Here is a 21,488-nt window from a genome sequence, read left to right on the forward strand (position 1 = left end):
GCCGGCGCAGATGACAAGGGAGTAATCCAGTGCGTTCGCAGATCCCCCCAGATCCCTTCATGCTGGATCAATGGTACCCGATTTCAGCTCTTCAGGACGTGCCCCATGGCAAGCCGCGGCGGACGAAACTGTTCGATCAAACGGTCAGCTTTGGCCGGGACAGGACGGGGTGCGTGGCGGTGCTCGGGCCGGATGGTCAGCCGCTTCGGATGCTCGAGCAATACGGCTATCTCTGGGCCACGCTCGGAGATCCCCAGCACGATTTGTTCGACATCGAGGAATACGCAGAGCCCGATCGCCGCAACGTGCCGGCGGGTTCGGTGAATGTACAGGTGTCGGCACAGCGCGGGATCGAGAATTTCCTCGATATGGGGCATTTCCCCTATGTGCATACCGGCATTCTCGGGGCTCTGCCGCATACCGAGGTAAAGGAATACAATGTCGAGATCATTCTCGATGGACGCGAGATAAGGGCGACGGAGTGCTTCTTTTTCCAGCCCATGGCCTCGACCGTCTCTACCAGCGGTGCGGATGTCGAATATGTCTATCGCGTGCCGCACCCGACCTGCTCGGTGCTCTACAAGTCATCACCGCTGGATGATGCCCGGCTCGACGCCATTGCGCTGTTCGGTCAGCCGACCGGGCAGGAGAGCTTTCGCGCGCATATGCTGCTGAGCATTCTGGATGATGTGAATTCGGACGATTTCATCAGCTATTTCCAGCTTCATGTTTTCGGCCAGGACAAGCCGATCCTGGAAAATCAGATGCCCAAACGCCTGCCGCTCGACCCGCGCGCGGAGACGCCGATCCGAGCCGACAAGACCTCTATCATGTATCGGCGTTGGCTGGCGGAGAAGGGTGCGACCTATGGGGTGATCCCGGTGTCGGCGTGAACGGGGCGAAAGGAATGAAGATGGAAGAGAAGAACTGGGTGCCGGTGGCCAACAGTAGCGACCTGGTGCCGCGCCACGTGTTCCAGGGCAGGCTGCTGGGGCAGGAGCTGGCCCTGTGGCGCGCCGACGACGGTAATGTCAACGTCTGGGAGAACCGCTGCCTGCATCGCGGTGTGCGGCTGTCTATCGGGGTCAATACCGGAACCGAGCTGGTCTGCCAGTATCATGGTTGGCGCTATGCCAACCGCAATGCCGGCTGCACCTATATCCCGGCGCATCCGGCCGATGCGCCGGCGCGCACGATCTGCAACAAGACATGGCCGGCCCTGGAACAGGATGGGCTGATCTGGACGCATTTCGAAGAGGTTGCCCCGCCGGTGCCGGAAGCCTTCGCCGTGGGGGCGCTGGCCATCAGGCCGATGCCGGTCGAGGCGTCGCTCGATCTGGCCGGCGCTGTCCTGGCCGAAGACTTTGCGCCGGAGGGGTTCGATCTGGTGTCTGCAGGGCATGGTGTGCTTGATTTTCGAGGTGGGGCCGGGCGCTTGCGGCTGATCCTTCAGCCCGAGGATGCCGGGCGCACGATCATCCGCGGCCTGGTCGAAAGCGAGGAAGAAGCACTCTCGGTGCTGCGCAGGCTGAACCGGGCATTGCGTGAAACCCGCGACGTGATCCGCAGTCGCGCCACCGAAGAGCCCGTGCCGGCGCCGATCCCGCCGCGCTACGACCCGGTGCCGGCAGAGCTGTCGGACATGCCGGAGCTGATGTCCGGTCCGGCGCGCCTGCGGGTGCGGGTGGCCGACAAGACCATGGTCGCGGAGGGGATCGTCGCACTGGAGCTTGAACCGCTGCGGGGCGTTCTGCCCACGTGCCAGCCCGGTGCCCACATCGACGTGGCGCTGCCCAACGGGTTGATCCGGCAGTATTCCCTGGTCAATGCGCCTGGGGAAACGGACCGTTTCGTGATTGCCGTCAAGCGCGAGGCGCTGTCTTCCGGGGGATCCGCGCTGATCCACGACAGTGTGCAGGTGGGCGACCTGCTGGCGATTTCCGAGCCCCGCAACAATTTCACCCTGCGCCGGGACGCGGTGAAGACGATCCTGATCGCCGGGGGCATCGGGGTGACGCCGCTGCTCTCGATGGCCGCGGCGCTGGCCGACGAGGACCTGCCCTTCGAGCTGCATTATTTCGCGAGCGACGCCGGGGCGCATGCCTTTCCCGATCGCCTGGCGGCGCTGGGCGCGCGGTATCATCCGCAGACGGGCCTGTCGCCGGAGCACACGCGCGCGGCCCTGTCGGAGATCCTGGCAGAGCCCGGGGCGATGACGCAGGTCTATGTCTGCGGACCGGCGCCCATGCTCGATGCGACGCGGGCTGCGGCGGCCGCAAACGGCTGGCCCGAAAGCGCAGTGCATTTCGAATATTTCGCCAATCCCAATGAGATAGATACCACTTCGAGCTTCCGCATCGAGCTGGCGCGTTCGGCGATGAGCCTGGATGTGCCGGCGGGGAAATCGATCCTGTCGGTGCTGCGGGAGAACGGGATCGCAATTGCTTCCTCCTGTGGGCAGGGCGCCTGCGGGACCTGCATGGCCCGGGTCATCGAGGGCGAGATCGACCATCAGGATGTCTATCTGACCGAGGCCGAAAAGGCCGCCGGCGAGAAGATCATGACCTGCGTTTCGCGGGCCAAGTCCGACCGCCTCATTCTGGACCTTTGAGACATGATCAGACTTTTTGATTTCGACCTTTCAGCGGATTGCTACAAGGCGCGGCTGTTGCTGGGAATTCTCGGGATCGACTTCGACAGGAAGAACGTCGACGTCTTTCCCGGGCTTCAGCACCAGGCGGCGGAGTTCCGTTCGGTCAGCCCGCTGGGCCGTCTGCCGGTGCTTGAAGAGGGGCCGCTTCGGCTGATCGGGGCGAATGCCGCCCTGGTGTACCTGGCCAGGTCGCGTGATCCGTCCGGGAAATGGTATCCCGATGAAAATGCAGAACTTTCCGGGGAAATCCAGCAATGGCTAAGCTGTGCTGACGCGCTGTCGGCGAGCGCCGGGGCGGCCCGGCTCGGCTCCGGACTGGAGTTCGAGGTGGACGAAGATGCGGCGCGGGAAGAGGCCTGCCGGCTGTTCGACATGATCGATGAACACCTGTGGTTCCGGGAGCGGGAGGGGCGCGACTGGCTGTGTTCGGCGGCGGCGCCGACGATCGCGGATCTGGCGTGTTTTCCGGATGTCATGCTCTCGGAGGAGGGCGGGGTGTCGCGCGGCGACTATCCCGCGATAAGGCGCTGGACCGACCGGGTGAAGCGGATTCCGGGCTTTGCCGTGATGCCGGGGATCTTTCCCGCGACAATCGGGACCTGAGCCCCGGCGGCTGCCGGACGGCGTCCCGGACGGCGTAGTTGTGCGTTTTTGCAAGCGCTTGAAAAGGCCGGAGTCCAACGTCGGTATTACGTCGGTATCGCGTCGGTAATACGTCGGTGCGCCGGCCAGTTCCGCACCTGCGCACGATGGTGCGGAAATGCTGATTTGCGCGGGTCGGCCCGCCGGCACGCGCAGCGCCCATCACCTGCTCCTCAGTCGCGCGGCAGCGAGACCGGCGCCAGGGCCCGGGCGAGGGCGGTGGTGAAGGCGCCGACCTTTGGCGGCACCATTCGGGCGGTGGGATAGACCGCCCAGATGTCGAGCGTGTCGGGTTCGGCATCGGCGAGCGGGATCTCGACCAGGCGGCCCGCGGCGAGATCGCCGGCGACGTACCAATGGGCGAGAAGGGCCAGGCCCATGCCGCCGGTGCAGGCCTCGTGCAGGGCCTCGATCGCGGTGGAGGTGACCCGGCCCGAGACGCGCTGCTGCACCTGCCGGCCGTCGCGGGCAAAGCTCCAGTGGGTGGCGCCGGAGGCCATCAGGCAGGGGTGCTGCGCCAGGTCGGCGAGCCGGTGCGGCGCGGGATGGGCGGCCAGATAGGCGGGCGCGGCACAGAGCACCCGGCGATTGGTGCAGAGCCTGCGGGCAATCAGGGAATTGTCGCGCAAGGGCGCGATGCGGATGGCGAGATCGATGCCGGTGGCAACGATGTCGATCACGCTGTCGGTGAGCGTGAGGTCGATGCGCAGGTCGGGGTTGGCCGCCATGAAGCCCGGCAGCATCCGCGCGATCACGGTGCGCCCGAAGCCGGTGGAGGCGGTGACACGCAACAGGCCCGCGGCACCGCTGCCGGCGGGGCGGATCGCGGCGCGGGCGCTCTCGGCCTGTTCCAGCAGCGCCTCGGCATGGGGCAGGAAGGCCTCGCCCTCGGCGGTGAGCGAGAGGGCGCGGGTGGTGCGCTGGACCAGGCGCACGCCGAGCTCGGCCTCGAGCGCGGCGAGGCGGCGCGAGGCGACCATGGGCGTGACGCCGAGATGGCGCGCGGCGCCGGCCAGGCTGCCGACGCGGATGGCATGGGCGAAGACGGCGAGGTCGTCGTGGTTCATTGTAACGGATTCCGATATGCCGGCATGTGATTATTGCAGTCTACCGGGGGAATGCGCCCGGCGCTAGCTCTTGCCCATCCCTGAAATCCCCGCCGCGGGGCGGGCACGAGAGGCAAGAGACGAAATGACGATGCAGAGCGATGTGCGGGCCGGGCCCGATGTGCTGTCGGGCGGCGTGACGCTGGCCATGGCGGTGGCCGCGGGGGCGGCGGCGGCGAATATCTACTACAACCAGCCGATGCTGGCGCTGATGGAGCGCGACCTGGGCGCGGGGCCGGTGGCGCTGGTGCCGGTGGCGACGCAGCTGGGCCTGGCGGTGGGGCTGTTCCTGCTGGTGCCGCTGGGCGACCTGGTGGAGCGGCGCAGGCTGATCCTGGGACAGTTCATGGTGCTGGCGCTGGCCTCGCTGGCCTCGGCGCTGGCGCCGGGGGGGCTGTCGCTGGCGGCGGCGGGGCTGGTGACGGGGGCGGCGGCCTCGGTGGCGCAGCAGATCGTGCCGCTGGCGGCGCAGCTGGCCCGGCCGGAGCGGCGCGGTGCGGTGGTGGGCACGGTGATGTCGGGGCTGCTGGCGGGCATCCTGCTGAGCCGGACGCTCTCGGGGTATGTGGGCGCCCATGCGGGCTGGCGCGAGATGTACTGGCTGGGCACGCCGCTGGCGCTGGCGGCGGGCGGGCTGATGGCGCTGGTGCTGCCCAGGACGCCGGTAAGCGGCGCGGGGCCGCGCTATGGCGCGCTGCTGGTCTCGATGGGCGGGCTCTGGCGCGCGTTGCCGGCGCTGAGGCGGGCGGCGATCGGGCAGGCGCTGCTCTTTGGCAGCTTCGGCGCCTTCTGGACCACGCTGGCCTTTCGCCTGCAGGCGCCGCCCTTCGGGATGGGCGCCGACGTGGCGGGGCTCTTCGGGGTGCTGGGGCTTGCGGGGGTGCTGGCGGCGCCGCTGGCCGGGCGGCTGGCCGATGCGCGGGGGCCGAAGCTGGTGATCGTGGCGGGCACGGCGCTGACGGTGGTGGCCTGGGCGATCTTCGGGCTCTGGGGCACGCTGGCGGGCATGATCGCGGGGGTGCTGCTGCTGGATTTCGCGGTGCAGGGTGCGCTGATCTCGAACCAGTCGGTGATCTTTGCGCTGCGGCCCGAGGCGCGCTCGCGGATCACCACGCTGTTCATGGGGGCGATGTTCCTCGGCGGGGCGCTGGGATCCGCGGGCGCGGGGCTGGCCTGGCGGCAGGGCGGCTGGGGCGCGGTGGTGGCCCTGGGCGGCGGCATGGCGGCGCTGGCCACGGTGATCCAGCTGCATGGCCATTACCTGAAGCGCTGAGCGCGGGGGCGACGACGAGGGGGCCTGCCAGGGGTGGCGGGCCCCTTGCGCGTGGTCAGGTTAAAAACGGCAGGCCCATTGCGGCAGGGCTAACGTTGCACGGGACCGAAATCGAAGCCATCGCGGTCGCGCATGAAGGCCTCGAAGAACTCCGAGAAGGTGGCGACCAGCGGCGGAAGCTGTTCGTAGGGCGGATAGTAGAGCATCAGGTAGAGCGGCGGGATCTGCCAGTCGGGCAGCACCACCTCGATGGCGCCGGAGCGCAGCCCCTCCTGCAGCAGGAAGGCGGGCAGGTTGACCACGCCATTGCCCGAGGCCGCGAGACCATAGAGGAATTCGCCATTGTTCGAGACGATGTCGGTGCCGGCCTGCACCTGCCGGCGGGTGCCGTCGCGCAGGAAGGTCCAGGTCTCGGGGGTCTCGGTGCTGCCGTAGGAGAGGCAGAGCGCGGGGTCGAGATCACCGGGCAGCTCGGGGCGGGCGATGCGGTTGAAGAGCGAGGGCGCGGCCACCGCGTGCCGGGGCACCTCGCAGATGCGGCGCCAGATGGTGGACTTGTCGCCCGGCGGCCCGGAGATGCGGATGGCCAGATCGCAGGTGTCGTCGACGATATCGACGAGGCGGTCGGTCATCTGCACGTCGAGGGCGATATTGGGAAAGGCGAGGCGGAAGCTGCCGACGAGATCGGGCAGGATGCGCAGCCCCATGGAGAGCGGCGCGTTGATGCGCAGCCGGCCGCGGTCGGGGTGGGTTTCGCGGGTGATCTCCTCGGTGATGCGGTCGAAATCCTCGACCAGCGGGCGATAGCGCGCCACCACCATGGCGCCGGCACTGGTGAGCGAGACCCGGCGGGTGGTGCGCACCAGGAGCTGCTGGCCCAGCGCCTCTTCCAGCCCGGCGACGATGCGGGTGACGGAGGCGGGGGTCATCTGCAGGTGGCGCGCGGCACCGGCAAAGCTGCGGCGGGCGGCGACCTCGAGAAAGACACGGATGGGTTTCAGATCCTGCATGGGGATTGTTACGCTGAGCGTAATGGTAAATGCAAATACCTTTCTATTCCGGATAATGAACGCCGGGCCTATCTTGGCGGCAACGGGGCAGGAGGGCGCAGGATGCGCCGCCGGCCCGAGGCCAATGTGCCGGAGCTCTGGAGGGCCCGATATGATCAAGGATGTCAAAGGACTGCACCACGTCACGTCGATGGCGGCGGATGCCAATGAAAACAATCAGTTCTTCACCAATACGCTGGGTCTGCGGCGGGTGAAGAAGACGGTGAACTTCGATGCGCCGGAGGTCTATCACCTCTATTACGGCGACGAGATCGGCACGCCCGGCTCGGTGATGACCTATTTCCCCTTTGGCCGCATGCCCAAGGGGCGGCGCGGCACCGGCGAGGTGGGCGTGACCGAGTTTGCCGTGCCCGAGGGCAGCCTTGCCTACTGGAGCGACCGCCTTGGCGCCATGGGCGTGCGGGGGCTGTCGCAGGACAGTTTCCTGGGCGAGGCGCGGCTGAACTTCGAGGGACCGGATGGCGACGGCTTTGCCCTGGTCGAGAGCGCGGTGAGGGGGCGGACGCCCTGGACCGGCTCCGGGGTGCCGGAAGAGGCCGGGATCCTGGGCTTTCACGGGGCGCGGATGCGCCTGCGGGATGCCGGGGCCACGGGCGAGCTCTTGGGCTTCATGGGGTACCAGAAGGACGAGAGCGAGGGCAATGTCACCCGCTATCGCATCGAGGGCGGCAATGCCGCCGACACGGTGGATATCGAGGAGCTGCCCGAGGCGCGCCCCGCCGGACAGGGCGCCGGATCGGTGCACCACATCGCCTTTGCGGTGGAGGACCGTGCGGCGCAGCTGCGCACCCGTGAAGCGCTGCTTGATACCGGGTACCAGGTGACGCCGGTGATCGACCGCGATTACTTCTGGGCGATCTACTTCCGTACCCCCGGTGGGGTGCTCTTCGAGGTGGCGACCAACGAGCCCGGGTTCGACCGCGACGAGGATACCGCCAACCTGGGACAGGCGCTGAAGCTGCCGACGCAGTACCGGCCCTATCGCGACCAGATCGAGGCTATCCTGCCCGAGCTGGTGGAATGAGGAGACAGACATGAGCACGGATCTCTACCACGCCCGCGTAAGCGCCCCCGCAGAGGGGGCGCCGCTGATCCTTGCCCTTCACGGCACGGGGGGCGACGAAAACCAGTTCTTTGACCTGGCCGGGCAGATCCGGCCGGGGGCCGGGGTGATCTCTCCGCGTGGCGATGTCTCGGAGATGGGCATGGCGCGGTTCTTTCGCCGCACCGGCGAGGGGGTCTATGACATGGCCGACCTTGCGGCGCGGACGGAGCGGATGGCGCAGTTCGTGGCCGCGCACAGGGCGGCGCACCCGGGGCGGCCCGTCTATGGTTTCGGTTATTCCAACGGGGCCAATATCCTTGCCTCGGTGGCCATGGCGCATCCCGGGCTTTTCGACCGGATCGGGCTGTTGCATCCGCTGATCCCCTGGGCGCCGGAGCCGGTGCCGGGGCTGAGCGGACGGCGGGTGCTGATCACCGCGGGCCAGAACGACATGATCTGCCCCTGGCCCGAGAGCCGGCGGCTGATCGACTGGTTCGGGGCCCAGGGCGCGGAGGTGGCCACGGTAGTGCACCCCGGCGGCCACGAGCTGCGCCAGCCCGAGATCGAGGGGCTGGTGGAGCTGCTGACCGACTGAGGCCGTCTGTCAGGTAAGGCCGGTTCTCAGGTGAGGCCGTTCCTTAGGTAATGCTGGCGGCAAAACCCGCGAGAAACCCGCGCAGGGTCTCGCGGGTTTTCTCGTCTGTCAGGTTGCCCTCGGCATCGAAGAGCTGACCGGCGCGGGAGACCATCATGCGGCCCTCGAACCAGGGATCGGTCTTGAGCGTGCGCAGCACCGGCAGCCAGTGCGATTGCGACAGGATGGTGCCGAAGCCACCCGGAGAGGCGCCGATCAGCGCCACCGGCTTGCCCTCGAAGAGCGCGGCGCCGGGGCCGCTCGACATCCAGTCGATGGCATTCTTGAAGACGCCGGGGATGCCGTTGTTGTACTCGGGCGTGATCATCAGCAGCCCGTCGGCCTGCGCGAGCTGCTGTTGCAGGAGCTGCACCGCCTCGGGCAGGCCCTCTGCCTCGACATCGGCATTGTAGAGCGGCACGCCGGTGATGGTGCCGGCCACGAGGGTGCTGCCCGCCGGGGTTTCCTCTACCGCGGCGCGCAGCAGGCCGGCGTTGTAGGAGTGCCGCCGCAGGCTGCCTGCGAGGCCGAGAATGCGTGCCATGATGTGATCCCCTTGGATGTCCGATGGTGTGCCCTGCGCGCCGGTCAGGGGCGCGCGGCCATGGGGCCATCCTGCGGGGCATCCGGGCCCGGGGTCAATGGCATCGGGGCGGCAACCGGGCGCAATCAGCCGCCCGGGCGGAGGCGGCGCCTGCCGGGCCGGTTTGCGGGCGTTGCAGGCGCTGGGCGCGCCGCGGTCCGTGACGGGACGACGATCATTGACGGGGCCGCCGCGACGGGCAAGATCGGGGCATGACCGCCGCCACCCACGCCTTCGGACCCGACCGCCCCTCGCTGCGCGCCACCGCGCTGGCGCCGATCGCGCGGCATTTCGGCGGCACGCCGGGGGCCATCGCCGATATCCTGCGCAAGAACGGCCTTGATCCCGAGGCGGTGCGCGACCCCTACGAGGTGATCCCGCTGGAGGCCTACATGGCGGTCTTCGAGGATGCGGCGGTGAAGGCCAAGGATCCGGTGCTGGGCGCGCGGCTGGGCCAGCGGACCAATGCCGCCGACCTGGGCCCGCCGGGGCTGCTGATGATGCAGAGCGCCACCATCCGCCGCGGGCTGACGCGGTTCGCGCGCGGGCTGTCCTGGCTGCAGAGCACCACGGAGATGCGGCTGATCGAGGACGGGGCGCTGATGGAGCTGACCTATCTGATCGGGGCGCGCAACCTGGTGGGGCGGCCGCAGGACTGCGAGTTCTCGCTGTCCTCGGTGGTGCAGCTGCTGCGGGCCTCCTTCGATCCGCGCTGGGCGCCGGAGGAGGTGCATTTCATGCACGAGACCTCGCGCCGGCCGGACCTGCTGCAGAAGATCTTTCGCGCGCCGGTGCGGTTCGGACAGGGGGCGAACCGGCTGATCCTGGACCGCGAGGGCCTGGACACGCCGCACCGCACCGAGGATGCCGCGCTGATCGCGGTGATCGAGCGGCACATGGCGGACCTGGCGCTGAAGCAGGATCCGCGCCAGCCGATTGCCGAGCGGGTGGAGGCGGTGGTGAGCCGCAACCTGGGCCAGCGGGCCATCGACCTGGAGAGCGTGGCGGCGGAGCTGGGGATGACGCCCCGGACGCTGCAGCGGCGGCTGGGCGAGCAGGGGACATCGCTGCGGGCGATCACCCGGGCCCAGCGCGAGCGGGTGGCGCAGACCCATCTGACCGATCCAGACCTGAGCATGAAGGCGGTGGCGCAGGCGCTTGGATATTCCGACGGCACCGTCTTCTGGCGGGCCTACCGGACCTGGACCGGGCAGGCGCCGAGCAAGGCGGGCGGAAAGGCCGGGGACGGCGGGAATCGCGGCTGAGGGGCGGGGGCACCGCCGCCCGATGCGGGCCGCCCTGCGGGGGCGTATCCCGGGGCTGCCGCATTTTTCAGACCGGCGGCCGAAACCGCATTCAAAAAACAGGCATCCTGGAAACAGGATTTGCACCGGGCCGGGCGCGGCGCGGCCCCGGCGGCGCTGTTTCGTGATCGGAGCCGCCATTTGGCGCAAATTATCGAACATTTGGCGCCAAGTACAATAGATGCATCTGATCCGCCTCTTGAAGCTGATGACAACACATCAATCGAGACATCATTCGGAGGACGAGACGATGAACGAAGCGGTGACGGAATTCACCCCCGGGGTCGCGCATCCGCTGGACCCGATCACCCCGGCCGAGGTCGTGCGGGTGAAGGCGGTTCTGGACGCGGCAGGCTATAGCGGGGACTCGATCCGCTATTCCTACGTGATGCTGCGGGAGCCGGCACGCGAGGTGCTGGCGGGGTTCGTGCCCGGCGCCGCGGTGCCGCGCGAGATCGGCGTGCTGGTGAGTGACCTGGCCACCAGCGAGGTGACGGAGCTGGTGGTGGACGTGCCGGCGGGCGAGATCGTGGTGCAGCGCGCGCTCGACACCGCGACGGAGGGCTGGGGCCCGGTGCTCGACGAGGATTACGTGGCCGCAGAGGAGATCAGCAAGGCCGATCCGCGGTTCGTCGAGGCGCTGGCCAGGCGCGGGATCACCGATCTCGACAAGGTCTTCTGCTGCCCGCTCTCGGCGGGGATGTTCGACGACGAGCAGGAGAAGGGCCGGCGGATGCTGCGGGTTCTGAGCTTTTACGCGCCGGACGAGGCCGCGGTGCACGAGCTCTGGGCGCATCCCATCGAGGGGGTGGTCTGCCATGTCGACCTGAACGCCCGCGAGGTGCTGCGCTTTGTCGATACCGGCTACATGCATGTGCCGGAGGAGAGCGGCGATTACCTTGATCCGGCGATCGCGCCGCGCGAGACGATGAAGCCGCTGAACATCACCCAGCCGCAGGGCGCCTCCTTCACCATGACGGACAACGTGCTGGAATGGGAGAACTGGTCGGTGCGGGTGGGCTTCAACGGCCGCGAGGGGCTGACCCTGCACGACATCAGCTTCAACGACCGGGGTGAGAAACGCTCGATCCTGAACCGCGCCTCGGTGAGCGAGATGGTAGTGCCCTATGGCGAGCCGCAGCCGACCCACGACTGGCAGAACTATTTCGACGCGGGCGAGTACCAGTTCGGCCGGCTGGCGAATTCGCTGGTGCTGGGCTGCGACTGCCTGGGCGAGATCCACTATGTCGACGCCACGGTGGTGGACGATTTCTGCAACCCGGTGGAGATCAAGAACGCCATCTGCATCCACGAGGAGGACTTCGGCTCGCTCTGGAAGCACAGCTGCGTGTTCTCGGGCAAGAGCGACGTGCGGCGGCAGCGGCGGCTGGTTGTCAGCTTCTTCGTGACCGTGGGCAACTATGACTACGGCTTCTACTGGTACTTCTACCTGGACGGAAAGATCGAGCTGGAGTGCAAGGCGACGGGGATCGTATTTACCTCTGGCCGGCCCGAGGGCGAGTACGAATGGGCCACGGAAATGGCGCCGCGCCTGGGCGCGCCGCAGCACCAGCACCTGTTCTCGGCGCGGCTCGATTTCGCGCTGGATGGCCAGAAGAACTTTGTCGACGAGATCGACGTGGCCCGCGTGCCGATGGGCGAGGGCAACCCGATGGGCAATGCCTTTACCCGCACGATCACCCGGCTGAAGAGCGAGAGCGAGGCGCAGCGGGTGGCGAAGAACGACGTCGGCCGCGTCTGGCGGATCTCCTCGGCGGAGAAGACCAACTTCGTGGGCCATCCCACGGCCTATGTCCTGGCGCCGGAGGGGCTGCCGCTGCTGCTGGCCGATGACGCGGCCTCGATCAGCCGGCGTGCGACCTTCGGCAAGAAGTCCCTCTGGGTCACGCAGTACGACCGCGACGAGATGTGGGCGGCGGGCTATACGCCGAACCAGCATCCGGGCGGCGCGGGCCTGCCCAGCTATGCCGCCGGGGACCGTTCCGTCGATGGCGAGGACATCGTGGTCTGGCATACCTTCGGGCTGACGCATTTTCCGCGCAGCGAGGACTGGCCGGTGATGCCGGTGGATTACGCCGGCTTCAAGCTGCGGCCCGAGAACTTCTTTGACCGCAACCCGACGCTGGACGTGCCGGCGGACCCGAACGGCAAGGAATGCTGCCATTCCAACAAGACCCGGGCCGCCTCGGGCTGCTGCGGCGCGGAGAGCTGAGCCATGAGCGCCTATCACCTGGGGCTGCTGGCACTGGCGGGGGCGGGCACATTGGCCTGCCTGCTCTCGGCCTGCGGCTGGCGCACCAGGGGAGAGGCGCTGGCGGCGCTCGGTGCCATGGCGCTGGCCATGACCGGGGGCGCGGCGGCGCTGATCGCGGGCGGCGCGGTGCTGATCGGGCTGGCGGCGCTGTCGCTGTCCCGGGGCGGCGCGCTCTCGGGCCATCGCGCGGCCTCGCACCTGGCGATGGTGGCGGTGCTGGGCGCGCTCTTCGTGCTGAACGGCGCGGGGTTCTGCGGCGGCTCTGCGCTGCCGCTGGTCTCGCCCGGGGGCGTGACGCTGATCCCGATGTCGCGCGCCGCCATGGCCTATCTGGTGCTGACGCTGGCGGGGCTTGCGGCCTATGCGGCGCTGAGCCTGGGCACGGGCCTGCGCGCGGCGCGCCGGGGCCGGGCCGCTGCCCTGATGGAGATCGTGCCGATGTCGCTCGCGACCCTTGGCATGGCCGCGGGAACCACCTGAAGTACGACCCGTAACAAATTGACAAAATATAACAAAACACACCAACAGGAGATGAGAGTGAACGGATTTGCGAAACTTGCCCTGACGAGTGCCCTGGTGACCCTGCCGGTTGCCATGCCGGTGGCGGCGCTGGCCGAATACCCCGAGAAACCGGTGGAATTCATCGTGCCGTTCCCGCCCGGCGACCTGGAAGACATCCTGACGCGGATGATCGCGGACGAGTTCCAGAAGGAATACGGCGTGGCGGCGGCCGTGGTGAACAAGCCCGGCGGCGGTGGCGGCCCCTTCCCGGGGGCGGTCGACGTGGCCAATGCCGAGGCCGACGGCTACACCATCGGCTCCTTCGTCTCGGACGTGCCGCTCTCTGGCCCCGAGATCGGCATCCCGGCGCTGAGCCCGAACCCCTTCGAGCCGATCGGCGTCTTCGTGACCTATCCCTTTGTCATCGCGGCGGCGGGCGACGCGCCCTATTCGACGCTGGAAGAGCTGGCCGATTACGCCAAGGAGAACGAGGTGACCCTGGGCCATTTCGGCGCCATGCTGACGCCGACGCAGATCACCTTTGCCGTGGCCAAGGCCGAAGGGTTTGATTTCGCGTATGAATCCGCCTTCGATGCGCTCGACTGCAACACCCTGGCCTCGGGCGACGTGGACGTGATGAACACCACGCTGCAGCAGATCTTTCCCTGCCTGGGCGATGTGAAGGTGCTGGCCTCGATCGGCTCGGAGCGCATCCCGATCACCCCCGACACGCCCACCGTGGGCGAGGTGCTGCCGGAGCTGGACCTGGCGCTGTGGAACGGTCTCTTCGTGAAGGAAGGCGTGCCGCAGGAGGCGCGCGACAAGATCGCCGCCGTGGCCGAGAAGGTGATGGCCTCGGATGCGGCCAAGGAGCTGGCGGCGCAGACAGGCGCGCTGATCTACTGGCAGGACGCGGCGGAATCCGAGGCGCAGATCGAGGCCGACAAGACCGCGCGCGGCGCCATCAGCGGGCTGCTCGATGAGTGATCAGCCGACCCGCGGCATCCCGGGCGAGGATATTCCTCCGCGCCCGGGGCAACGCATGGGCACGCGGTTTCGCCGCATGGTGCGCACCAGGACCATGCAGGAGATGTTCGCGCGCGAGAGCCGGCCGGGAGAGCTCGTCTTTGCCGCCGGTTTCTTTGCCGTCTCGCTGCTGCTGCTGGCGCTGCTGCCGAGCCAGACCACCTGGGTGCCGCGGACGAAGATCTACGTGCAGCCGGCGTTCTGGCCCGGCATCGCGATCCTGGTGATGGTGATCTTCTCGGGGCTGCACCTGCTGGGGGCGCTGGTCTCGGAGCACAAGCCGGGGGTGAAGGCGGAGCTGATCAGCTGGCTGCGGCCGGTGGAATTCCTGCTCTGGTTCCTGGTCTATGTCTGGCTGGTGCCGGTGATCGGCTACCTGATCGCCACGGTGGCCTTCAGCTGCGGGCTGAGCTTTCGCATGGGCTATCGCAGTGGCGCATGGATGGGCATCGCCGCGCTCTTCGGGGTTCTGGTGGTGGTGCTGTTCAAGACCGTCCTTGGGGTGAACATCCCCGCGGGCGAGGTCTACGACCTGCTGCCGGCCGGCGGTTTCCGATCTTTCATGATGACGAATTTCTGAGGCACATCATATGGATATGCTGATTTCCGGTATCGGGATGCTGATGCATTTCGATGTGATCCTGGCGCTGCTGATCGGCTCTGTCGGCGGGGTGATCATCGGGGCCATCCCGGGCGTGGGCCCGGCGGTGGCCATCGCGATCCTGCTGCCGGCGACCTTTGCGCTGCCGCCGCTGGTGGGGCTGGTGATGCTGCTGGGCATCTACGGATCGTCGATGTTCGGCGGCTCGCTGCCCGCGATCCTGGTCAACACGCCGGGCACCGCGGTGAATGCGCTGACCACCTATGACGGCTATCCGATGACGCAACGGGGCGAGCCGCTGAAGGCGCTCGGGCTGGCCTATGGCGCTTCCTTCTTCAGCGGCATCCTGTCGATCATCGCGCTGATCCTGCTGTCGCCGGTGCTGGCGAAGATCGCGCCGATGTTCGGCTCGAAGGAGATCTTCCTGGCGGCGCTGATGGGCCTGGTGCTGGTGGTGATCGCGCACCGGGGCCAGACGCTGGCCGCGGGGATGCTGGCGGGCCTGGGCATGTTCATCGGCACCATCGGCCTCGAGCCGCTGAAATATACCCAGCGCTATACCTTCGGGCAGGAATGGCTGGCCTCCGGCTTCGACCTGATCGTGGTCGTGCTGGGCCTCTTCGCGCTGAGCCAGGCCTTTCTGCTGCTGTCGGATCCGGAGAGCGCGCCCCATACCGACCCGATCACCGGCTCCATGGGCCGCGCGATGACCCGGGTGCTGCGCCACAAGCGGGTGGCCACCGTGGGCACGGGATTCGGCGTGCTGATGGGGATGATCCCCGGCGTGGGCGAATTTACCGCGCAGTTCCTGAGCTATACCTATGCGCAGAAGAGCTCGAAGACGCCCGAGGCCTTCGGCAAGGGCAGCGAGGAGGGCCTCGTCGCCTCGGAGAGCGCCAACAACGCGGTGCCGGCGGCGGCGATGATCCCGCTGCTGGCCCTCGGCATTCCGGGCGAGGCCCTGACGGCGATGATGCTCTCGGTCTTCTACGTGCACAACGTGATCCCGGGGCCGCAGCTCTTCCAGGGGCAGATCGATTTCGTCTATGCGCTCTACGCGGCGATGATCCTGCTGAACGTGATCGTGGTGCTCTTCATGCTGGTGTCCTCGAACCTGCTGATGCGGATCATCCGGATCCCGACGCGGTTCCTGGGCGTGATGATCCTGACGCTGAGCTTCGTGGGGGTCTACAGCCTGCGGAACTCGGTGCTCGACTGCGCCTTTGCGGCGGGCTTCGGCTGGTTCGGGCTGATCCTGAAGCGGCAGAACCTGCCGGCGGTGCCGATCATCCTCGGGATGGTGCTGGGCGGCATCATGGAGGTGAAGTTCCGCCCGGCCATGGCGCGGGTGCACGTGCTGCAGGACTTCTTCCAGCGGCCGGTGGCGGCGATCCTGGGGGTGATGATCCTCTGCCTGGTGGTGGGGCATTTCCTGACCCTCTGGCGCGAGCGGGAGACCCGCAAGCTGGAGGGGAGCTGAGCGCGGGGGGGCCGATCCGGAAGCCCGTTCAGGCGGCCCATTCCGGTGGCCCATTCCGGTGGCAGACAAGGCCAAAAAACGCGCAGTGCCGGGGATTGGTGAAATTTCACGCAATGTCCCGGCACTCTGCGCTTTGGTCCCGCGGCGCGGGATGCTTTGCTGAGCCAAAGCCGGGAGCCTGCCATGCCAGCCATGAAAGACAGTATCGCCCTTCAGCAGTTTGCCCATGTCGAGGCGTTCCGTGACGGGATCCGCGGGATTTGCGGGGCCTATGACGTCGAGCCGAAGCGCGGCGGTTTCGCGGCGCAGGCGGGGCTGGCGCGGCGCGGCGGGCTGGAGATCGCCTCGGTCGGGCTGATGGCGGGCGAGGTGCGGCGCGATGCCCGGGCGATCCGGCGCGACGATGCCGATCATTTCGTGCTGGTGCAGCAGAAGAGCGGCGAGGCGGTGATGGTGCAGGAGGGGCGGCGGACGCTCCTCCGGCCCGGTGACATGTTCCTGTCGGATGCCACCCGGCCCTCGGTGTTCGATTTCGGCGGGCGCTTTGCGACCCAGCTCTCGATCCACCTGCCGCGCGAACAGGTGCTGGGCCGGTTCGGCGAGACCGCGCGCGGCGGCCTGTCGATCCGCCGCGAGGACAGCCTTGCCGTGGCGATGACGGCGCTGCTCTACCGGGCGCAGCAGGACCAGCCGCCGGAGATCGCCGAGGCCTTCCTGTCGCTGCTGGGGGCCTGGCTGCAGGACGCGGCGCGGGGCGAGAGCCGGCCCGATCCGCGGGGCGACAGCCTGCTGGGCCGGGCGCTGGTGCTGATCGACCTGCATTACCGCGATGCCGATTTCGGCCCGGGCGCGCTGGCCGATCTGCTCGACGTGGCACCGCGGCGGCTGCAGCGGGCCTTTGCGCCGCTGGGCGAGAGCCCGCGCGAGAGGATCCTGTCGACGCGGCTGGAGCAGGCGCGCCGGGCGCTCGAGGCGCGGGGGCCGCGCACCGTATCGGACGTGGCCTATGACCAGGGGTTCGGCGACCTGTCGCATTTCTACCATGCCTTCCGCGCCCGCTTCGGCATGGCGCCGGGGGCCGTGGCGCCCGATCCGGAGCGTGACGCCTAGGCCCAAAGCCCGCGTCGCCTCGGCCCAAGACCTGCCGGCCTGCGCGCCCCTAAGCTGCTGCAAAACGCAGAACAGGGAGTGCGACATGTCGCTGGATCAACCGGACATCAAGACCTTTGCCATGACCATCAACGGCGCCGCCGTGAGGACCGAGAAGACCTTTGAGGTGACCAACCCCGCCACCGGGGCGGTGGTGGGCCTGGCCCCGCAGGGCACCGCGGCGGACCTGGAGGCGGCGGTGGCGGCGGCCAGCGCGGCCTTTCCGGCCTGGGCGGCCACGCCCGATGCGGAGCGCGCCGCGATCTGCCATGCCATCGCGGAGAAGATGGAGGCCCATGCCGAGGAGCTGGCCGAGCTGATCACCCGCGAGCAGGGCAAGCCGCTGGGCGGCATCGGCTCGCGTTTCGAGATGGGGGGCGTGAGCGCCTGGAGCCATTACACGGGCACGCTCTCGACCCCGGTCGAGGTGCTGGTGGAGAACGAGAAGGAGCGCGTCGAGCTGCACCGCAAGCCGCTGGGCGTGGTGGGTTCTATCACGCCCTGGAACTGGCCGGTGATGATCGCCACCTGGCACATCCTGCCGGCGATCCGCACCGGCAACACGGTGGTGGCGAAACCCTCGCCCTACACGCCGCTCTCGACGCTGCGCTATATCGAGCTGATGGCCGAGCTGCTGCCCGCGGGCGTGGTCAACGTGGTCTGCTCGGACGAGCGCGAGGACAACCTGGGCGCGTTGATGGCGGGGCATCCGGAGATCCGCAAGATCGTCTTTACCGGCTCCACCGCGACGGGGGCAAAGGTGGCGGCGGCCGCCGCGCCCAACATGACCCGGCTGACGCTGGAGCTGGGCGGCAACGACGCGGGCATCGTGCTGCCCGATGTCGATCCGGAGGCGATTGCCGAGGGGCTGTTCTGGAGCGCCTTCATCAACATGGGCCAGACCTGCGCCGCGATGAAGCGCCTCTACGTGCACGAGGACGTGCATGACGCGGTCTGCGAGGCGCTGGCGGGCTATATCCGCAACATTCCCATGGGCGACGGGCTGGACGAGGGATCGGTGATGGGGCCGGTGGCCAACCGGATGCAGTTCGACAAGGTCGCCATGCTGGTGGCCGATGCCGCGGCCAAGGGGAAGGTACACACCGGCGGCGCGCCGGGCGAGGGGCTGTTCTTTCCGTTGACGCTGATCTCGGGGCTCGACAACGGCGATGCGCTGGTGGACGAGGAGCAGTTCGGCCCGGCGCTTCCGGTGATCCGCTATGCCACGGTCGACGAGGCGATTGCCAAGGCCAATGCCGGCGAGGCGGGGCTTGGCGGCTCTGTCTGGTCGTCGGACGTGGAGGCCGCGAAGGCGGTTGCGGCGCGGATGGACTGCGGCACCGTCTGGATCAACCAGCACGGCATGATCCGCCCCGATGCGCCCTTTGGCGGGCGCAAGAAATCGGGCGTGGGCGTGGAGTTCGGCCAGGAGGGCCTGAACGCCTATACCGACATCCAGGTGGTGATCGCCTGAGGCGGACCCCTCTTCATCTTTCCAGACAGACGTTTCCAGACAAAAGGGAAGCCGTGCCCGCAGGGCGGGCCGGCCTCTGCCGACAGGGACATGACAATGACACAAGACGACCACAAGAGCCCGGCCTCCGGGACGATCACCACCGAAAGCGGCGCCGCGGGCGCCAGCATGAACCCGCCGGGCGGCCTCGACGCAAGCTATGACTACATCGTGGTGGGCGCCGGCTCGGCGGGCTGCGTGATGGCCAGCCGGCTGAGCGAGGAGGGGGCCTCGGTGCTGCTGCTGGAGGCGGGCGGGCCCGACGACACCGACATGATCTGGACCCCGATGCGGGTGATCGAGCTGTGGAATTCGCCCTATGACTGGGCCTATTGGACGGTGCCGCAGAAGAACGCCCACGACCGCCAGCTGTTCTGGCCGCGCGGCAAGACGCTGGGCGGGTCCTCCTCGCTCAACGGCATGATCTACGTGCGCGGATCGGCCACCGATTACGACGGCTGGGCGGCGCTCGGCAATCCCGGCTGGGAGTGGGAGAACGTACTGCCCTATTTCCTGAAATCCGAGGACTACTCGGGCGATGCCTCGGAGATGCATGCCAAGGGCGGGCCGCTGCACGTCACCGCGAACCCGGTGCCGCATGTGATCAACAAGGCCATGGTCGAGGCCGCGGTGCAGGCGGGCCATGCGCTGAACCTGGACTGCAATTCCGGCGACCAGATGGGCGTGGGATTCTGCAACCTGAACACCCGCGACGGCAAGCGGCAGTCGACCGCCGTGGCCTTCCTCCAGCCGGCGCTGGAGCGGCCGAACCTGACGCTGATCACCCATGCGCGGGTGCACCGGGTGGAGCTGAGCGACGGACAGGCGACCGGGGTGACCTATGCCCAGGCGGGCAAGGTGCATACCGTCACCGCCACCAAGGAGGTCGTGGTCTGCGGCGGGGCGATCGAGAGCCCGCGCATCCTGATGCTGTCGGGGATCGGGCCGCGCGATCACCTGGAGGAGATGGGCATCGAGGTGAAACATGCGCTGCCCGGTGTCGGGCAGAACCTGCATGATCACACGCTGCTGCCGGTGACCTGGGAGGCCTCGGAGCAGGTGCCGCCGCCGCCGCACCTGGGGATGACGCCGCTGCACACGCATCTGTTCGCCAAGTCCTCGCCCGAGCGGGCCGAGCCGGACATGCAGCCGCTGGGCCTCTTCGCGCCCTATTACGCGCCCGAGCAGGACGCCAGCGTGGCCAATGCCTTTACCTTCAACGCGGGCGGGGTAAAGCCCACCTCGCGCGGGGAGGTGCGGCTGACGGCGGCGGATCCCGAGGCGCCGATCTCGCTCGATCCGAACTTCCTGGCGACGGACTACGACGTGGAGACCCTGGTGACCTGCGTGAAGATGATCCGCGAGATCGCGGCGCAGCCGGCGCTGTCGAAATGGATCGCGCGCGAGATCTATCCGGGGCCGGAGGCACAGACCGACGAGGAGATCGCGGACTATGCCCGTTCGGCGGTGATGAGCTATCACCACCAGTGCGGCAGCTGCAAGATGGGCCGCGACGAGATGGCGGTGGTGGACGAGAGCCTGCAGGTGCACGGGGTGAAGGGGCTGCGCGTGGTCGATGCCTCGATCATGCCCTATGTCACCACCGGCAACACCAATGCGCCGGTGATCATGATCGCCGAAAAGGCCGCCGACATGATCAAGGCCTCGGCCTGATCACCTGTCGCGGGTGCGCCGGGGGGCAGCCCTCGGTGTCCTGCTGCAGCACCCAGTCGAGAAACGCGTGGCCGTTCGCCGAGAGGTGATCGGCCGCGGTCACGTAATAGGCGGTGCCGAGATCGAGCGTGGCCTCGGGCCAGTGCCGCAATGCGCCGTCGCGCACGGCGCGGCCGGTGATGGATTTCCAGCCCAGCATGATGCCCCGCCCGTCGAGCACCGCCTGTGCCGCCTGCACGTAGTTGTTGAAGCTCTGCCCGGCGGTGCGCAGGCGGGGGATGCCGCGCCGGCGGAAGTAATCCTCCCATCCCGCCCAGTGCTGGTTGCGGGGGCTGCGGACGTGGATCAGCGGCACGCTGTCGAGGCCGCGCCCCTCGGCGAGCAGCCGCTCGATCAGCGCCGGCGCGCCCACCGGGCAGACCAGCTCGTCGAAGAGCTTCTGCGTGACGCCCTCGTGCCAGCCGCCGGTGCCGTAGCGCAGGGCGATGTCGACCCCGGGGGCCAGCACGGGCTGATCCGAGGCGGGGGCCTGGACGTTGACGGTGATGTCGGGGTGCAGCGCGTAGAAGCCGGGCAGGCGGGGCATCAGCCAGTAGGTGGCCATGCCCAGCGTGCAGGAGACGGTGACCTGCCGGTCGGCGGGGTCGTGCAGGGTGCGGATGTCCTCGATCGCGGCGGTGATCTGGCCCAGGCCGTCGCGCACGCCGCGGGCCAGGATCTCTCCGGCCTCGGTCAGGCCGGCGGGGCGGGTGCTGCGGTCGATCAGCGGCGCGCCCAGGTGATCCTCGAGCGCCTTGAGCGCCTGGCTGACGGCGGGCTGGGTGACGTTGAGACGCGCCGCCGCATCCCGCATGGAGCCATGGCGGGAGAAGGCCTCGAAGGTGGTCAGCAGGCGCAGCGGGGGCAGTCGGTCGGTCATATAAGTTAATCCATGGGTTATCTTATCTTCACGCGATCCG

Annotated in this window: 19 protein-coding genes; 15 read left to right on the forward strand and 4 right to left on the reverse strand. The window is 68.3% G+C overall.

Translation table 11 applies throughout. From position 1 onward, the window contains the following. The first annotated feature begins 29 nt into the window (after positions 1-29). The 3 genes from AC0WR5_RS09565 to AC0WR5_RS09575 are packed head-to-tail and all read left to right on the forward strand — an operon-like array spanning position 30 to position 3,256. A complete protein-coding gene (locus tag AC0WR5_RS09565; RefSeq protein WP_475868579.1) occupies positions 30-893 on the forward strand; it encodes an aromatic ring-hydroxylating dioxygenase subunit alpha in 864 nt (287 codons plus the stop codon). 20 nt (positions 894-913) lie between these two features. Further along, positions 914-2,611 carry a PDR/VanB family oxidoreductase gene (locus AC0WR5_RS09570; protein WP_475868581.1) on the forward strand — a complete coding sequence of 566 codons (1,698 nt, stop codon included), beginning with the start codon at positions 914-916 and terminating at the stop codon, positions 2,609-2,611. Positions 2,612-2,614: 3 nt separating this feature from the next. Continuing rightward, positions 2,615-3,256, forward strand: a complete 642-nt coding sequence (locus AC0WR5_RS09575) for a glutathione S-transferase family protein (protein ID WP_475868583.1) — start codon at positions 2,615-2,617, stop codon at positions 3,254-3,256. Positions 3,257-3,468: 212 nt separating this feature from the next. Here AC0WR5_RS09575 and AC0WR5_RS09580 read toward each other — a convergent pair whose 3' ends face one another. Then, positions 3,469-4,362: a LysR family transcriptional regulator gene (locus tag AC0WR5_RS09580; protein WP_475868586.1), complete on the reverse strand. Its 894-nt coding sequence runs from the start codon at positions 4,360-4,362 to the stop codon at positions 3,469-3,471. A 124-nt stretch (positions 4,363-4,486) separates the two neighbouring features. On the opposite strand from AC0WR5_RS09580, the gene AC0WR5_RS09585 reads away from it, so the two are divergent. Continuing rightward, a complete protein-coding gene (locus AC0WR5_RS09585; protein ID WP_475868588.1) occupies positions 4,487-5,674 on the forward strand; it encodes an MFS transporter in 1,188 nt (395 codons plus the stop codon). Positions 5,675-5,763: 89 nt separating this feature from the next. Here AC0WR5_RS09585 and AC0WR5_RS09590 read toward each other — a convergent pair whose 3' ends face one another. After that, complete coding sequence (locus tag AC0WR5_RS09590) at positions 5,764-6,684, reverse strand: LysR family transcriptional regulator (protein WP_475868590.1); 921 nt, start codon at positions 6,682-6,684, stop codon at positions 5,764-5,766. Between the two features lie 151 nt (positions 6,685-6,835). Between AC0WR5_RS09590 and AC0WR5_RS09595 the strand changes: the two genes are divergently transcribed. Both AC0WR5_RS09595 and AC0WR5_RS09600 read left to right on the forward strand, forming a co-directional pair. Further along, complete coding sequence (locus AC0WR5_RS09595) at positions 6,836-7,768, forward strand: VOC family protein (protein ID WP_475868592.1); 933 nt, start codon at positions 6,836-6,838, stop codon at positions 7,766-7,768. Positions 7,769-7,778: 10 nt separating this feature from the next. Continuing rightward, the gene (locus tag AC0WR5_RS09600) at positions 7,779-8,384 is read left to right on the forward strand and encodes an alpha/beta hydrolase (protein WP_475868594.1); all 606 of its coding nucleotides are present in this window, start codon (positions 7,779-7,781) and stop codon (positions 8,382-8,384) included. A gap of 43 nt (positions 8,385-8,427) precedes the next feature. Here the strand turns inward: AC0WR5_RS09600 and AC0WR5_RS09605 are convergent, their stop codons facing one another. Next, positions 8,428-8,967 (reverse strand): NADPH-dependent FMN reductase, encoded by a 540-nt coding sequence (locus AC0WR5_RS09605; RefSeq protein ID WP_475868596.1) that lies wholly within the window; start codon positions 8,965-8,967, stop codon positions 8,428-8,430. Between the two features lie 251 nt (positions 8,968-9,218). Between AC0WR5_RS09605 and AC0WR5_RS09610 the strand changes: the two genes are divergently transcribed. The 9 genes from AC0WR5_RS09610 to AC0WR5_RS09650 all read left to right on the forward strand — a co-directional run bounded on the left by AC0WR5_RS09610 (position 9,219) and on the right by AC0WR5_RS09650 (position 20,529). Continuing rightward, the gene (locus tag AC0WR5_RS09610; RefSeq protein ID WP_475868598.1) at positions 9,219-10,271 is read left to right on the forward strand and encodes an AraC family transcriptional regulator; all 1,053 of its coding nucleotides are present in this window, start codon (positions 9,219-9,221) and stop codon (positions 10,269-10,271) included. Between the two features lie 289 nt (positions 10,272-10,560). After that, complete coding sequence (locus AC0WR5_RS09615; protein ID WP_475868600.1) at positions 10,561-12,543, forward strand: primary-amine oxidase; 1,983 nt, start codon at positions 10,561-10,563, stop codon at positions 12,541-12,543. Positions 12,544-12,546: 3 nt separating this feature from the next. Next, positions 12,547-13,065 (forward strand): hypothetical protein, encoded by a 519-nt coding sequence (locus AC0WR5_RS09620; protein WP_475868602.1) that lies wholly within the window; start codon positions 12,547-12,549, stop codon positions 13,063-13,065. Between the two features lie 114 nt (positions 13,066-13,179). Further along, on the forward strand, positions 13,180-14,073 hold the full coding sequence (locus AC0WR5_RS09625) for a tripartite tricarboxylate transporter substrate binding protein (RefSeq protein ID WP_475868963.1): 894 nt from the start codon (positions 13,180-13,182) through the stop codon (positions 14,071-14,073). Next, positions 14,066-14,692: a tripartite tricarboxylate transporter TctB family protein gene (locus tag AC0WR5_RS09630; protein ID WP_475868604.1), complete on the forward strand. Its 627-nt coding sequence runs from the start codon at positions 14,066-14,068 to the stop codon at positions 14,690-14,692. Before AC0WR5_RS09625 ends, AC0WR5_RS09630 begins: the two co-directional genes overlap by 8 nt. Before the next feature lie 10 nt (positions 14,693-14,702). Then, a complete protein-coding gene (locus AC0WR5_RS09635; RefSeq protein WP_475868606.1) occupies positions 14,703-16,193 on the forward strand; it encodes a tripartite tricarboxylate transporter permease in 1,491 nt (496 codons plus the stop codon). A gap of 183 nt (positions 16,194-16,376) precedes the next feature. Beyond that, entirely contained in the window at positions 16,377-17,303 is a 927-nt protein-coding gene (locus tag AC0WR5_RS09640) for a helix-turn-helix domain-containing protein (RefSeq protein WP_475868608.1), read from the forward strand. Between the two features lie 85 nt (positions 17,304-17,388). Then, positions 17,389-18,816: an aldehyde dehydrogenase family protein gene (locus tag AC0WR5_RS09645; protein WP_475868610.1), complete on the forward strand. Its 1,428-nt coding sequence runs from the start codon at positions 17,389-17,391 to the stop codon at positions 18,814-18,816. Between the two features lie 96 nt (positions 18,817-18,912). Next, entirely contained in the window at positions 18,913-20,529 is a 1,617-nt protein-coding gene (locus tag AC0WR5_RS09650; RefSeq protein WP_475868612.1) for a GMC family oxidoreductase, read from the forward strand. On the opposite strand, the gene AC0WR5_RS09655 is transcribed toward AC0WR5_RS09650, so the two are convergent. After that, positions 20,513-21,448 carry a LysR substrate-binding domain-containing protein gene (locus tag AC0WR5_RS09655; protein ID WP_475868614.1) on the reverse strand — a complete coding sequence of 312 codons (936 nt, stop codon included), beginning with the start codon at positions 21,446-21,448 and terminating at the stop codon, positions 20,513-20,515. The two genes, AC0WR5_RS09650 and AC0WR5_RS09655, sit on opposite strands and share 17 nt — an antisense overlap. Positions 21,449-21,488: the final 40 nt, after the last annotated feature.

The sequence above is a fragment of the Pseudooceanicola sp. DL12 genome (assembly GCF_056270665.1).

Excerpts from the sequence above, each read along its gene's own strand:
- AC0WR5_RS09570 (WP_475868581.1), top strand. The coding sequence starts at position 914 with ATGGAAGAGAAGAACTGGGTGCCGGTGGCCAACAGTAGCGACCTGGTG.
- AC0WR5_RS09575 (WP_475868583.1), top strand. The coding sequence starts at position 2,615 with ATGATCAGACTTTTTGATTTCGACCTTTCAGCGGATTGCTACAAGGCG.
- AC0WR5_RS09580 (WP_475868586.1), bottom strand. The coding sequence starts at position 4,362 with ATGAACCACGACGACCTCGCCGTCTTCGCCCATGCCATCCGCGTCGGC.
- AC0WR5_RS09585 (WP_475868588.1), top strand. The coding sequence starts at position 4,487 with ATGACGATGCAGAGCGATGTGCGGGCCGGGCCCGATGTGCTGTCGGGC.
- AC0WR5_RS09590 (WP_475868590.1), bottom strand. The coding sequence starts at position 6,684 with ATGCAGGATCTGAAACCCATCCGTGTCTTTCTCGAGGTCGCCGCCCGC.
- AC0WR5_RS09595 (WP_475868592.1), top strand. The coding sequence starts at position 6,836 with ATGATCAAGGATGTCAAAGGACTGCACCACGTCACGTCGATGGCGGCG.
- AC0WR5_RS09600 (WP_475868594.1), top strand. The coding sequence starts at position 7,779 with ATGAGCACGGATCTCTACCACGCCCGCGTAAGCGCCCCCGCAGAGGGG.
- AC0WR5_RS09605 (WP_475868596.1), bottom strand. The coding sequence starts at position 8,967 with ATGGCACGCATTCTCGGCCTCGCAGGCAGCCTGCGGCGGCACTCCTAC.
- AC0WR5_RS09610 (WP_475868598.1), top strand. The coding sequence starts at position 9,219 with ATGACCGCCGCCACCCACGCCTTCGGACCCGACCGCCCCTCGCTGCGC.
- AC0WR5_RS09615 (WP_475868600.1), top strand. The coding sequence starts at position 10,561 with ATGAACGAAGCGGTGACGGAATTCACCCCCGGGGTCGCGCATCCGCTG.
- AC0WR5_RS09620 (WP_475868602.1), top strand. The coding sequence starts at position 12,547 with ATGAGCGCCTATCACCTGGGGCTGCTGGCACTGGCGGGGGCGGGCACA.
- AC0WR5_RS09625 (WP_475868963.1), top strand. The coding sequence starts at position 13,180 with ATGCCGGTGGCGGCGCTGGCCGAATACCCCGAGAAACCGGTGGAATTC.
- AC0WR5_RS09630 (WP_475868604.1), top strand. The coding sequence starts at position 14,066 with ATGAGTGATCAGCCGACCCGCGGCATCCCGGGCGAGGATATTCCTCCG.
- AC0WR5_RS09635 (WP_475868606.1), top strand. The coding sequence starts at position 14,703 with ATGGATATGCTGATTTCCGGTATCGGGATGCTGATGCATTTCGATGTG.
- AC0WR5_RS09640 (WP_475868608.1), top strand. The coding sequence starts at position 16,377 with ATGCCAGCCATGAAAGACAGTATCGCCCTTCAGCAGTTTGCCCATGTC.
- AC0WR5_RS09645 (WP_475868610.1), top strand. The coding sequence starts at position 17,389 with ATGTCGCTGGATCAACCGGACATCAAGACCTTTGCCATGACCATCAAC.
- AC0WR5_RS09650 (WP_475868612.1), top strand. The coding sequence starts at position 18,913 with ATGACACAAGACGACCACAAGAGCCCGGCCTCCGGGACGATCACCACC.
- AC0WR5_RS09655 (WP_475868614.1), bottom strand. The coding sequence starts at position 21,448 with ATGACCGACCGACTGCCCCCGCTGCGCCTGCTGACCACCTTCGAGGCC.